Source organism: Qipengyuania qiaonensis (assembly GCF_019711515.1).
Taxonomy (GTDB): Bacteria; Pseudomonadota; Alphaproteobacteria; order Sphingomonadales; family Sphingomonadaceae; genus Qipengyuania; species Qipengyuania qiaonensis.
Window position 1 is genome coordinate 169065 of record NZ_JAIGNO010000007.1, and the last position, 13038, is coordinate 182102.

Genomic DNA, 13038 nt, shown 5'->3' on the forward strand with positions numbered 1-13038 from the left:
TCTAGATCGCGCCGAAGGTCCAGCCTTCGGTGCGGGCGATAGCGGGCGTCAGGCCACGCGGCGACCAAAGGGCCGGATCGTTTGCCGCTCTTCGCAGCCATGCGGCTGTCAACATCGCGTCTGTCGAGTGGTCGTCGTATCGCTCGAGTGATGGATGCGGTTCTGAACCGAGGTTGGCGAGCATTCGATTTAGGGTATCGCCATCGCGAATCTTGCTACGTCCTTTTGGCATTCCAGCGGCACGCGCTGCGATTGAAGTGTAAATCTCAACGATTAGCGGCCCCCTCAGCGGCACGTCGTCGAAGGGCCAAACCGGTACTTTTCCGCGCAGCCGGTTTAGTAGACGCATTCCGGTAAGACTCGATTTGCCAACTTGTGCGGCGCCTACAAGATTGAAGCAACTCACCGGATTGACCCCATTCGTTCGCTGCCGATGCTCGGCCTCACGGAGACGTCCTGCCCCTCCGACAAAAGCATCGCCTGTGACCGTTTCACCAGGATATTGGTTGCGAAAGTGAGCTTTGAAATTGTCGTTCTTCGGGAATGTCGACGCGCTTAAGTGCGCCTCTTCAGCGCACTTACGGTCCACCAACTCCCAAAGCGCTTTGGCGTCCTTGGGTGAGCTTGGATTGCCGGGGAAATAGTCGCCAGCGTCTACAAAAGGTAGCCCGGGCGACAAGTCGAGGCCGATCAGCATGTCGGTCTGCGCCTTCGCATGATCAAGAAGCCATTTCAGAATGCTTTCTCGTGACCAGCCACGCGCTGGTTTCAACAGCCTCGGAGCGAAGCTTCCCGTAGTGCAGTGCGCCATGGCCAAGCCTTTGGGCCGTGCAACCGCCTCGCCTGACCAGTCAATACAAACAAAGTTTTTAAAGCTTCGCACGGTCTTTCCGCAGTTTGTCCCAATATTCGAGCCGTTTCTTCACTTCGCGCTCGAAGCCGCGCTCTGCGGGTTCGTAATAGGTCTGCGGCTCCATCTCCTCGGGCCAGTAATTATCGCCCGAAAAGCCCTCTTCGGCGTCGTGGTCGTAGCTGTAGCCCGAACCGTAGCCGATATCCTTCATCAGTTTTGTCGGCGCGTTGAGGATGTTTTGCGGCGGCATCAGGCTCCCCGTTTCCCTGGCCGATCCGAGCGAAGCCTTCTGCGCCTTGTAGACCGCGTTCGATTTGGGGGCGGTGGCAAGATAGGTACAGGCCTGCACCAGCGCGAGTTCGCCCTCGGGGCTGCCCAGAAACTCGTAAGCGTCCTTGGCCGCCATGCATTGCACCAGCGCCTGCGGATCGGCCATGCCGATATCCTCCACCGCCATGCGGATCAGGCGACGGGCGAGGAAGCGCGGTTCCTCCCCGGCAGTGAGCATGCGCGCGAGGTAATAGAGGCTCGCCTGGACGTCGCTGCCGCGCACCGACTTGTGGAGCGCGGAAATGAGATTGTAATGTCCTTCGCGATCCTTGTCGTAGACCGCCACGCGGCGCTGCAGGAAGCTGCCGAGGGCCGCCGGATCAAGGGGCTCTTCGATCTTCGCATTGTAGAGCGTTTCGGCCTGATTAAGCAGGAATCGCCCATCGCCATCGGCACTCGCCACCAGTGCATCGCGCGCTTCGGGGGTCAAGGGGAGCGAGCCTTCGAGCTTTTCCGCGCGGTCGAGCAACTGGCCGAGGGCCTCGCAGTCGAGCCGCTGGAGAATCAATACCTGTGCGCGGCTGAGAAGCGCGGCGTTGAGCGCGAAGCTGGGGTTCTCGGTGGTCGCGCCCACCAGTGTCACCGTTCCGCGTTCCACGAAGGGCAGGAAGCCATCCTGTTGCGCGCGGTTGAAGCGGTGGATCTCGTCAACGAAGAGCAAGGTGCGCTGACCTGCCTCGGCTGCCTTGTCGGCAGCGGCGAAGGCCTTCTTGAGATCGGCAACCCCGCTGAACACCGCGCTCACGCTTTCGAAGCGCATGCCGACGCTGTCGGCGAGAAGTCGGGCGATGGTGGTCTTACCGGTGCCGGGCGGCCCCCACAGGATCATGCTCGACAGCTTGCCCGCCGCGACCATACGCCCGATCGCACCTTCCGGACCGGTCAGGTGATCCTGCCCGATGACTTCGCCCAGGCTTGCCGGGCGCAAACGGTCGGCGAGCGGTGCATCTTCGCGCGGCGCCTCAGGGGCGGATGCCTGGGGCAGGTCATCGGGAAACAAATCGGCCATTGGTCGGCTGACATAAGGCGTTCGCCGGAAAATTGCAGTGCTGCCTTGCAGAACGTCAACTAAGATATATCTTAGACCTATCGAAGATAACTCAAGGAACAATTGAATGTATAAGGCACATAAATGGCGCAAGATGCGCAGAATGGGCGGCTGGCCGTTCGTTGCGGCCATGATCGCGGAGGCCGATTGCCGGGATGAGCTCGGTGCCTCGGCCAAATTCGGCGGACCCAACTGGTCGTTCGATTTCGGCCCGCGCGGAGGCGGTAGCCGTCGCGGGAGGATGTTCGGTCCGGGCGAACTGCGGCTCGTCCTGCTCAAGCTGGTGGCGGACGAACCACGCCATGGCTACGAACTCATCAAGGCGATCGAGGAACTGACCGAGGGCTCCTATTCGCCCAGCCCGGGGACGATCTACCCCACACTCTCCCTGCTCGAAGACGAAGGCGCGATCGCGCAGGCGGCAGGCGACGAGACGCGGAAGGCCTATGAGGCAACCGATGCTGGCCGCAGCGAACTGGACGATCGGGCAGAGGAAGTAGAGGCGCTGTTCGAACGCCTCTCGGGCCACGGCGAGCATCGCCGGGCCTATGCCACGCCGGAAATGTTTCGCGCGCTCGGCAATCTGGCGGGCGTTCTGAAAAATCGCGCACGTTCCGGCAAACTGGACAAGCAGACGGTTCAGGACATCGTCGATCTCGTCGACGAACTCGCCAAGAAGATCGAACGGCTCTGACAATCCTTCCCTTGCGCCCTGCACGACAGGCGATAGTCTGCTGCGCGGGGTCGCAAGAGGGAGGGTTCTTGCATGAATACAGACATAAAGGCGCCGTGGCACCTGTGGGCGGTCGGCGTGATCACGCTGTTGTGGAATGCCGTCGGGATCATGAGCTACACCATGACAGAGCTGGGCCAGCTCGAAGCGTTGGGAATGACGCCGGAGCAAATCGCCTATTTCGACACCTTCCCCTCCTGGGCGACCGCCGTGTGGGCCCTGGGAGTCTGGGGCGCCTTTTTCGGCTCCATCCTGCTGCTGTTCCGCTCGCGTTTCGCCGTATATTCGCTGGCGATATCCGTCGTCGGCCTCGTGGGGACGACCTATTTCCAGCGGGTTGTCACCGACTTGCCTGCCGATATGGAAAATCCGGCGCTGGAGCTTGCAATCTGGGTGATCACGCTCGGCACGCTATGGTACGCCATCAAGATGCGGCGCTCGGGCGTCCTGCGCTAGCTATCGGCCGCGCTGTGCCTGGAGCCTCAGATACGTATCGACCACAGCTTGGTTGATCGTATCCCAGGAATAGGCGCGGGCGGCCATTTCGCCGTTCGCACCGTGCCGCAGGCGTAACGCATCGTCGGTGCAATAGGGCGCCAGCGCTTCGGCGCAGGCCCGGGCGAAGGCGTCCGGCTTCGCAGCCGGAACCAGGCGACCCGTCGTGCCATTCGTCACCAGGCTGGCGGCACCCGTCGCGCCCGCCGCGACCACTGGCAGACCGCAAGCCATGGCTTCCAATGTGACGTTGCCGAACGTCTCCGTGGTCGAAGGATTGAAGAAGACGTCCCCGCTCGCGAGCGCGTGCCCGAGATCCGCCCCGGTCTTGAACCCGGCGAAGATCCCGCCGGGCAGCGCTTTCTCGAACCACCCCCGCGCAGGACCGTCGCCGATTACCAGCACCTTGTGCGGCACTTGCTGCTTCCTGAGCTGAACGATCGCCTCTGCAAAGACGTCGAGCCCCTTTTCCATCACCAGCCGACCGAGGAATACGATCGCGACATCGTCGTCGGCCAGCCCGTGCGCACGACGCCATTCGAGGTCGCGCTTCGACGGATCGAAGATCGTTCGGTCGACGCCGCGAGACCAGATCGAGATGTCGTCGTGCATCCTCTGAGCCTTGAGCTCATCGATCTGGCTTTGCGAGGGAGCGACAAGGGCGTCGCAGCGCTGGTAGAACCGTCGCAGCAGCGTCTCCACGACCGGTTCGAGAAAGCTCATATTGTAGTAACGGGGGTAGGTCTCGAAGCGGGTGTGCACCGATGCGAGTACCGGCAGATCGTGCTTTTCGGCCCAGCCGAGGGCCGAATGCCCGGTGAAATCGGGGGCGGATAGATGGATGGTGTTGGGCCGGAAGGCCTCAAGGTCAGCTCGCGCATTTGCGTCGAGCGGCAGGCCCAGCCGGTATTCGCCCCGATTTTTCACCGGCATACGCATGTTGGGAACGTCGATCAGATCTCCGACCGGCTCGAAGTCGGGCTTCGCCACCACCGGGGAATACACGCGCAGCGCCGCACCTTGCTGCAACACATAGTCGGCAAGGCGGTTAAGCGCTTGGTTGCATCCGTCGCGGGTGTAATTGTAGTTCCCGCTGAAGAGCGCGATGCGGAGATCGGTCACGTCCATTGCCGGCGACATAAGGCCGCTTGCACGGTTTGGCGAGAGGAAGCCGGTCGTATCGCAGGGACACTTCATCGCTGCATAGCTATTTCGTGTTGACTTGTTGCGACGCAACTTTAGTTCGGCTGTCGGGCCACGCGGTCCCAACGCCGCGCGTGCTCTCTGCAAGGAGAGAATACATGACTGCCGAACCGACGCTCAAGCCTGAGCGCCCCTTCTTTTCGTCCGGTCCGACCGCCAAGCGTAAAGGCTGGTCTGCCGCCAATCTCAAAACCGAATCTCTTGGACGTTCGCATCGCAGCGCACTTGGCAAGTCGCGGCTGAAATATGCCATCGACCTGTCCAAGGAGATGCTCGGCGTGCCCGAGGATTATCTGGTCGGCATCATGCCCGCCTCGGACACGGGCGCGCTCGAATGCGCCATGTGGACGATGCTGCGTCCCGATCGTCCGGCGACTGTCGCCGCGTGGGAGAGTTTCGGCAATGTCTGGATTCAGGACGCGGTCAAGCAGCTCAAGTTGCCGCAGCTGACCACGCTCGACGCCGATTACGGCGAGATTCCCGACCTTGCGAGCATCCCGCAGGACAATGATGTTGTTTTCACCTGGAACGGCACCACTTCGGGCGCGAAAGTCCCGAACACCGATTGGCTTGCGCCGGGCCGCGCAGGGGTGACGATCAACGATGCCACCAGCGCCGTCTTCGCGATGGAGATGGACTGGGCCAAGCTCGATGCCACGACCTATAGCTGGCAGAAAGTGATGGGGTCGGAAGCCCAGCACGGCATGCTGATCCTCAGCCCCAAGGCGGTCGAGCGAATCGAGAGCTACGATCCCGAATGGCCGTTGCCCAAGCTCTTCCGTCTCAAGAAGGGCGGCAAGATCAACACCGGCATCTTCGAAGGCGCGACGATCAACACGCCGTCGATGCTGGCGACCGAGGACTACATCGACGCGCTGGAATGGGCGCAGGCGCTGGGTGGCCGCAAGGCCATGTTCGAACGGGCCGATGCCAATGCCGCGATCGTGAAGGACTGGATCGAGGCAACCCCCTGGTTGCGCAATATGGCGTCCGATCCGGCGCAGCAGACAAATACCGGTGTGTGCTTCGTCTTCCAAGGCGACTGGTACGATAGCCTGTCCGACGAGGACAAGGCTGGCGTTCCGAAGAAGATCGTCAAGCTGCTCGAAGAGCGCGATGTCGGCTACGACTTCAACGGCTATCGCGATGCCCCGCCGTCCCTGCGCATCTGGTGCGGCGGTACGGTCGAGCAGGAGGATCTCAAGCGTCTCCTGCCCTGGATCGAGTGGGCCTACGAGACCGTCAAGAACGGCTGATCACGATAACCCTCTCCCCTTGAGGGGAGAGGGTTGGGAGAGGGGTTGTCCCTCTCGATTTTCCAACCATTTGAAGGGCCGGGTGCAGTATCCCTCACTCCCCGGCTCTCTCCCCTGAAGGGGAGAGGGAGTAAATCATGACCAAACCCAAAGTCCTCATCTCCGACAAGATGGACCCGAACGCCGCGAAGATTTTCGAGGAACGCGGCTGCGACGTCGATGTCATCACCGGCGAAACGCCGGAGGAATTGAAAGCCCGCATCGGCGAATACGATGGCCTCGCCATCCGTTCTTCGACCAAGGTGACGTCCGAAATCCTCGACGCGGCGACCAATTTGAAGGTCATCGGCCGTGCCGGGATCGGCGTCGACAATGTCGATATCCCCTATGCCAGCGGCAAGGGCGTGGTGGTGATGAACACGCCCTTCGGCAATTCGATCACGACTGCCGAGCACGCCATAGCCATGATGTTTGCGCTTGCCCGCCAGATTCCCGCAGCAAACACTCGAACGCAGGCGGGCGAATGGCCGAAGAACGACTTCATGGGTGTCGAGGTTACCGGCAAGACACTCGGTCTCATCGGCGCGGGCAATATTGGCTCTATCGTTGCCGCACGCGCGCTGGGGCTGAGGATGAAGGTCGTTGCCTACGACCCCTTCCTGACCGAGGAGCGCGCAATCGAAATGGGGGTCGAGAAAGCCGATCTCGACACGCTGCTGTCGCGCGCCGACTTCATCACGCTGCACACCCCGCTGACCGACGAGACCCGCAATATCCTCAGCCGCGAAAATCTCGCCAAGACCAAGCCGGGCGTGCGCATCGTCAACTGCGCGCGCGGAGGGTTGATCGACGAAGCGGCGCTGGCGGATGCGCTCGACAGCGGGCAGGTCGCGGGCGCGGCGCTGGACGTGTTCCAGACCGAGCCGGCAAAGGAAAGCCCGCTGTTCGGCAAGTCGAACTTTATCTGCACGCCGCACCTCGGCGCGAGCACCACCGAAGCGCAGGTCAATGTGGCGCTGCAGGTGGCCGAGCAGATGGCCGACTACCTCGTGAATGGCGGTGTCACGAATGCGCTCAACATGCCCAGTCTGAGCGCGGAAGAAGCGCCCAAGCTCAAGCCCTATATGACACTGGCCGAAAATCTCGGCAGCCTCGTCGGCCAACTTGCCCATGGCAATCTCACCAAGATCAGCATCGAGCGTGAAGGCGCCGCGGCAGAGCTTTCGGGCAAGCCCATCGAAGGCGCTGTGCTCGCCGGCCTGATGCGCCAGTATTCGGACACGGTGAACATGGTCAATGCACCCTTCCTTGCCAAAGAGCGTGGGTTGGATATCCGTTCGGTCCGTCACGAGAAGGAAGGCACCTACAACACCCTGATCCGGGTCACGGTGGGCACCGAGCAGGGCGATCGCTCGGTCGCGGGCACGCTGTTCGGGACGGACGCACCGCGCCTCGTCGAAATGTTCGGCGTCGGTATCGAGGCGGAACTGGCTGGCGACATGCTCTATATCGTCAACCTGGACGCGCCGGGCTTTATCGGCCGCATCGGGACGCTGCTGGGCGAGAACGGCATCAATATCGGTACTTTCCACCTCGGTCGTCGCCAGGCCGGTGGGGAAGCAGTATTGTTGTTGAGCGTCGATGCCCCGATCCCGCAAGACGTGGTCAAGCAGGCTTGCGCTCTGGAAGGCGTGAAGGTTGTCATGCCGCTGGCCTTCTGACGATCCAGCAGATCGCCATACCGGGCTTGACCCGGGGTCGCTGTCGGCTAGTCGCTTGGACGATAGCGATCCCGGCTCGGAGCCGGGATGCCGAATGAGGACATATGAACGCCCCTGACGAACTCCTCCCCGTCGGCCTGGAAGACGCGCTGCCCGAGCGTGCCCGAAGGATCACGTCCGCCATGCGCGCCGTGCTGGACGCGATGGATGGCCACGGCTACGATCGTGTCCGTCCGCCTTTGGTCGAGTTCGAACAGTCGCTGGCCGGCCGTATGGACGGTGTAGCGACGCGCCGCATGGTGCGATTTACCGATCCCGACTCCCTGCGTACCCTTGCGCTTCGCAGTGACATCACGGTGCAGGTCGGGCGCATAGCCGCGACCGGCCTCGCTGCCGCGACGCGACCCCTGCGGCTATGCTATGCAGGCGATGTCGCATTCCTCAGCGCCAGTCAGCTCGATCCGGCGCGGCAGCGCCTGCAGATGGGCGCCGAACTGATCGGTGCCGACAGCGTCGGGGCCGCAAGCGAAGTCGTTTCGGTTGCTATCGATGCGCTCAAGGCGGCAGGCGTCGCCAATATCTCGGTCGACTTCACTCTTCCCGATCTTGTCGACACGCTGGCTGAGGAATCGCTGCCGCTCGATCCCGCGCAGCGTGATGCGGTGCGGCGCGAGCTGGACACGAAGGATGCAGGCGGGTTGCGGGATGTGGGCGGCGATGCCTATCTCCCCTTGCTCTATGCGACCGGCGATTTCGATGAAGCGATCGACAAACTTGCCGCGCTCGATGCGGGCGGGGCGCTGACCAGCCGTATCGAGGGTTTGCGCGCCATTGCCGAAGCGATCGGCGGTCGCGCACGCGTCACTCTGGACCCGACCGAACGGCATGGCTTCGAATACCAAAGCTGGTTCGGCTTTACGCTCTACGGCGAAGGCGCGCGTGGCGCTCTGGGCCGGGGCGGCACCTATACCATCCGTGGCAGCGAGGAGGCCGCGACAGGATTTTCGCTCTACATGGACCCGCTGCTCGATGCGCTGGGTTCAAGCCATGGCGACGAAATACAGAAAATGTTTCTGCCCATTGGTCACGACCGCGATGCCGCTGCGCGCTTGCGGACGATCGGCTGGCGCACGGTGGCTGCAGTCGAAGCCGGTGACGACGCCAAGGCACTTGGGTGTTCGCACATACTGGATGGCCGAGAACCGAAATTGCTTTAGGCGGCTTTCCATTGCGGGTGCTTCTGCATCACGCGCTCAAATAGGTCGGATCCGACCAGGTCAGCCAGCCAATCCTGCAGCTTGGGAAGCTCTTGCGCGTCGAACCATTCGCGGTCGGCATTGGCGAACTGGCGAATGAACGGGAAAATGGCGATATCCGCAAAGCCGCGCTTGTCGGCGCAAAGGTAGGCGCTCTCGGTGAGACGCTGTTCCAGATGGCCGAGGATCCGAAGCGCAGCGCCACGGTGTTCTTCGGGGTCTGCGTTCGCGTAGCGGGTAGAATATTTGTAGCGGTCCAGATGATGCTTGAAGGAGCCGTCATTCCGCTCGACCAATGCGGCATCGTCATGCTGGAGCCAGTTTTCCGGATCGTGCAGTGCAAGTGCCCAGCGCATGATGTCGAGGCTTTCCTCGATGACTTGTCCATCGTCCGTCACCAGAACAGGGACCGTGCCCTTGGGAGATGCTTCCAGCATCTGCACAGGTTTGTCGCGCAGGACTACCTCGCGGTGTTCGTGTCGTGCGCCGCTTACACTGAGAGCCATGCGGGCGCGCATGGCGTAGGGGCAGCGGCGGAAGCTGTAGAGGATCGCTTCAGCCATCGGCTTCGGAGTCGACCTTTCGGCCGATATGACCCCGACCGCGTATCCCGGCCAGCATCTCCTGCCGATGCCGTTCGGCATAGCGCGTGCGTTGTTCTTCGCTGCGCTCGTCGTAACAGCGATGGCACGAAACGCCGCGAACGTAGTTTTCGTGCGCCATGTCGGCTTTGCTTAGAGGACGACGGCAGGCCCGGCACAACGAATGGTCGCCGGGCTTAAGGCCATGACCTACGCTGACCCGCTCATCGAAAACGAAGCATTCCCCGCGCCATAGGCTGGCTTCCTCGGGCACGTGTTCGAGATAGTTCAATATTCCGCCTTTGAGATGGTAGACTTCCTCCACCCCCTCGGCGCGCGCAAAAGCGGTAGATTTTTCGCACCGGATACCGCCGGTGCAGAACATGGCGATCCTGGGAGATCGGCCCTTGGCCTCCAGTTCGGCAAGCCTGGCGCGGAACCATGCGGGAAATTCACGGAACGAACTCGTCTCGGGATCGATCGCTCCCTGAAAAGTACCGATCTGCACTTCGTAGTCATTGCGCGTGTCGATGACGATCGTGTCTGGATCGGAGATCAGCGCATTCCAATCCTCCGGCGGGACATATGTTCCGACACCGGCCAACGGGTCGAGATCGGGTTGCCCCATGGTCACGATTTCCTTCTTCACGCGCACCTTGGTGCGGTGAAAGGGCGTCGTGGCAGCGCGCGATTCCTTCACCTCGATAGCGGAACAGCCGGGTAAAGTCCGTATATGAGCGAGTATCGTCTCAATGCTTTCGTCCGATCCGGCGATCGTACCGTTTATTCCTTCACGCGCCAGCAGCAGCGTACCGCGCACCCCGGCATCTTCCATGCATGCCAACAAGTCCGGTTTGATGGCGGCAGGATCGTCGAACCGCGCGAACTGATATAGCGCGGCAATGCGGATCGGGAGGGGCGGGCTGTCGGTCTTCACGGAGCCGCCTCTAGCAGCGCCAGATAGAATCTGCATCCCCCCAGCGCGCAGCGAATAATTCGTTAAGCTTGCCCGGATCCGAGCCCATCCGACCGCCGGTATCGTCCAGAGCGGTCATGGGATAAGCGGGCATGAAGTTTCCTCTGCCCCTTCGATCGCAGACGACTGCAAAGTTTCCACGGCTTGACTGGAATCTTTCCGCCGCTTAGTGCGCGCACCGCATTTGAAGCGCATTCGCTTCTCCATTCCATCCCTTGGTCGAGTCCTGTCGAAGGACCTTGTGGATCCCCGGGCAGGGGAAAAGGCGTAATCATGGCAAACGTGACGGTAATCGGTGCCCAGTGGGGCGATGAAGGCAAGGGCAAGATCGTCGATTGGCTCGCCAGCCGTGCCGATGCCGTTGTCCGATTCCAGGGCGGCCATAACGCCGGACACACACTGGTCGTCGGGGATACGACCTACAAGCTATCCCTGTTGCCCAGCGGTATTGTCACCGGCACGTTGAGCATCGTGGGCAATGGCGTCGTGCTCGATCCCTGGCACCTGAAGAGCGAAGTCGCAAAGCTCGAAGGGCAGGGTGTCGAGATCAATTCCGACAATTTCGCGATTGCGGACAACTGCCCGCTGATCCTGCCGATCCACCGCGATCTCGACGGATTGCGGGAAACGGCCGCCGGATCGGGCAAGATCGGGACCACCGGGCGGGGCATCGGCCCGGCTTATGAGGACAAGGTCGGCAGGCGTGCCATCCGCGTATGCGATCTCGCCCATCTCGACCATCTCGAACCTCAGCTCGACCGGCTTTGCGCGCACCACGATGCGCTGCGGGCGGGCTTCGATCAGCCCCCGATCGACCGCGATGAGCTGCTCGCGCAGTTGCGCGAGATCGCGCCATTCGTGCTCCAGTTCGCGCAGCCGGTGTGGAAGCGGTTGAAGAAGGTTCGTAAGGCGGGCGCGAAGATCCTGTTCGAAGGCGCGCAGGGCGTGCTGCTGGATATCGATCACGGCACCTATCCCTTCGTCACCAGCTCGAACACGGTCAGCGGCACGGCAGCAGCGGGCAGCGGCCTGGGCCCCAATTCCACCGGCTATGTGCTTGGTATCGTCAAGGCGTACACCACCCGTGTCGGCAGCGGTCCGTTTCCGACCGAGCTCGAAGACGACATCGGCAAAGGACTTGGCGAGCGCGGCCATGAATTCGGAACGGTCACCGGACGTCAGCGCCGGGTCGGCTGGTTCGATGCAGTGCTCGTGCGCCAGAGCTGCGCGATCAGCGGCGTGACCGGTATCGCGCTGACCAAGATAGACGTGCTCGACGGGCTGGATGAGGTGAAGATCTGCACCGGCTATCGTCTGCGCAACAATGTCTACGATTACTTTCCCAGCCATGCTGCCGATCAGGCTGCTGTCGAGCCGATCTACGAAACGATGGAGGGCTGGAAGGAATCGACCGCAGGCGCACGCAGTTTCGCCGACCTGCCAGCCAATGCGGTGAAGTATATCCAGCGCGTGCAGGAACTGATCGAAACGCCGGTAGCGCTGGTTTCCACCAGTCCGCAACGCGACGATACCATCCTGATGCGCGATCCATTCATGGATTGATGCAGCGAATGCGCTATAGTGTTCCGGCTATGCGCATCATCGCCATCTCGCTGGCTCTCGCTATTGCCGCCTGTTCGCAGCCGGTACCGGAAGCGCGAGCGCAACAGGCGCACACCGGCGAGCGGGCGGATTTCGTGCTGGTCGACAAGTCGGAGCGCAAGCTGTGGCTTTATCAGGATGGCAAGGTGATCCGAAGCTATTCGGGCCTGCAATATGGCGACGCACCTGTCGGCCACAAACGTTTCGAAGGCGATGAGCGCACGCCCGAGGGACGCTACACGATCAGCTATGGCAACGAGCAATCGAGCTACTACCTCAGCCTGTATATCGATTATCCGAATGCACAGGACAGGGCCTATGCGCGCGCTCGCGGGCGTTCACCCGGCGGACTGATCTTCATTCACGGCCAACCGAACGGCATGCCGTTCGACGCGCGCGTACCGGGAGATTGGACGGATGGGTGCATCGCCATGTCGAACGCGGAGATCGCGGAGCTCTGGAGTCTGGTCCCCGACGGCACGCCCATCGAAATTCGGGCATGAGCAACGCTTTCCGGGCTGCGGCCCGGAAAAAATGAATTCTTGATCCAATCTTTTTTGTTCTTATTATGTTCCACTTACTCGAGTGGGAGCACGAATCGATGCAGGAAGATTTCCTCTACGAACCGGTCTGCGATGCTGCCGGTTGCCAATTGACCGTTACGGTGCTGGCAGACCGCGATCATGTACGTGCCGAAATGCGCGAAGATGCTCTGGCAGCGGGCTTCCGTGTCCTCGAAAGCTGTAGTCTTGAAGAATATGCGCAAGGTTCTCTGGCCGCTCTGGGCGATCTTGTGCTGCTCGATTGCGCGGAGGCCACGACCGATGCAATGGCGCTGCTTTCACGGCTCGATATGCGCGCGGGCAAGGCGGGGACGCATCTGGTTATCTCGACCACGATGGATGCGCTAGGGTCTGTGGGGATTTAGGATTCCCATTTGCGTGGATTTGTGATTCACGCTTTGGATGGAACGCTTTGTACTGA

At 61.6% G+C, this 13038-nt stretch carries 13 protein-coding genes; 8 read left to right on the forward strand and 5 right to left on the reverse strand.

Translation table 11 applies throughout. The features are described 5' to 3' along the window. Position 1: 1 nt before the first annotated feature. Positions 2–697 carry a hypothetical protein gene (locus K3174_RS12260; protein ID WP_345719642.1) on the reverse strand — a complete coding sequence of 232 codons (696 nt, stop codon included), beginning with the start codon at positions 695–697 and terminating at the stop codon, positions 2–4. A gap of 172 nt (positions 698–869) precedes the next feature. Beyond that, positions 870–2192: a replication-associated recombination protein A gene (locus K3174_RS12265; RefSeq protein WP_221558813.1), complete on the reverse strand. Its 1323-nt coding sequence runs from the start codon at positions 2190–2192 to the stop codon at positions 870–872. Positions 2193–2298: 106 nt separating this feature from the next. Here K3174_RS12265 and K3174_RS12270 point away from each other — a divergent pair, with 106 nt between their 5' ends. Both K3174_RS12270 and K3174_RS12275 read left to right on the forward strand, forming a co-directional pair. Next, entirely contained in the window at positions 2299–2925 is a 627-nt protein-coding gene (locus K3174_RS12270) for a PadR family transcriptional regulator (protein WP_247712131.1), read from the forward strand. Between the two features lie 72 nt (positions 2926–2997). Then, positions 2998–3420, forward strand: a complete 423-nt coding sequence (locus tag K3174_RS12275) for a hypothetical protein (RefSeq protein ID WP_221558815.1) — start codon at positions 2998–3000, stop codon at positions 3418–3420. Here K3174_RS12275 and K3174_RS12280 read toward each other — a convergent pair whose 3' ends face one another. Continuing rightward, positions 3421–4587 carry a glycosyltransferase family 4 protein gene (locus K3174_RS12280; protein ID WP_221558817.1) on the reverse strand — a complete coding sequence of 389 codons (1167 nt, stop codon included), beginning with the start codon at positions 4585–4587 and terminating at the stop codon, positions 3421–3423. Positions 4588–4760: 173 nt separating this feature from the next. On the opposite strand from K3174_RS12280, the gene K3174_RS12285 reads away from it, so the two are divergent. The 3 genes from K3174_RS12285 to K3174_RS12295 all read left to right on the forward strand — a co-directional run bounded on the left by K3174_RS12285 (position 4761) and on the right by K3174_RS12295 (position 8856). After that, positions 4761–5918, forward strand: a complete 1158-nt coding sequence (locus K3174_RS12285; protein WP_221558818.1) for a phosphoserine transaminase — start codon at positions 4761–4763, stop codon at positions 5916–5918. A 137-nt stretch (positions 5919–6055) separates the two neighbouring features. Beyond that, positions 6056–7639, forward strand: a complete 1584-nt coding sequence (gene serA, locus K3174_RS12290) for a phosphoglycerate dehydrogenase (protein WP_221558820.1) — start codon at positions 6056–6058, stop codon at positions 7637–7639. Positions 7640–7743: 104 nt separating this feature from the next. Then, the gene (locus K3174_RS12295) at positions 7744–8856 is read left to right on the forward strand and encodes an ATP phosphoribosyltransferase regulatory subunit (RefSeq protein WP_221558829.1); all 1113 of its coding nucleotides are present in this window, start codon (positions 7744–7746) and stop codon (positions 8854–8856) included. Here K3174_RS12295 and K3174_RS12300 read toward each other — a convergent pair. Both K3174_RS12300 and trhO read right to left on the reverse strand, forming a co-directional pair. Then, on the reverse strand, positions 8853–9458 hold the full coding sequence (locus tag K3174_RS12300; RefSeq protein ID WP_221558831.1) for a glutathione S-transferase: 606 nt from the start codon (positions 9456–9458) through the stop codon (positions 8853–8855). The genes K3174_RS12295 and K3174_RS12300 overlap by 4 nt on opposite strands. Continuing rightward, the gene (gene trhO, locus K3174_RS12305) at positions 9451–10413 is read right to left on the reverse strand and encodes an oxygen-dependent tRNA uridine(34) hydroxylase TrhO (protein WP_486659985.1); all 963 of its coding nucleotides are present in this window, start codon (positions 10411–10413) and stop codon (positions 9451–9453) included. Before trhO ends, K3174_RS12300 begins: the two co-directional genes overlap by 8 nt. A 312-nt stretch (positions 10414–10725) precedes the next feature. Between trhO and K3174_RS12310 the strand changes: the two genes are divergently transcribed. The 3 genes from K3174_RS12310 (at position 10726) to K3174_RS12320 (ending at position 12982) form a co-directional block, all read left to right on the forward strand. Then, positions 10726–12015: an adenylosuccinate synthase gene (locus tag K3174_RS12310; RefSeq protein WP_221558835.1), complete on the forward strand. Its 1290-nt coding sequence runs from the start codon at positions 10726–10728 to the stop codon at positions 12013–12015. An 8-nt stretch (positions 12016–12023) separates the two neighbouring features. Continuing rightward, the gene (locus tag K3174_RS12315; protein ID WP_345719643.1) at positions 12024–12557 is read left to right on the forward strand and encodes a L,D-transpeptidase family protein; all 534 of its coding nucleotides are present in this window, start codon (positions 12024–12026) and stop codon (positions 12555–12557) included. Positions 12558–12622: 65 nt separating this feature from the next. Continuing rightward, complete coding sequence (locus tag K3174_RS12320) at positions 12623–12982, forward strand: hypothetical protein (RefSeq protein WP_221558839.1); 360 nt, start codon at positions 12623–12625, stop codon at positions 12980–12982. Positions 12983–13038 lie beyond the last annotated feature (56 nt).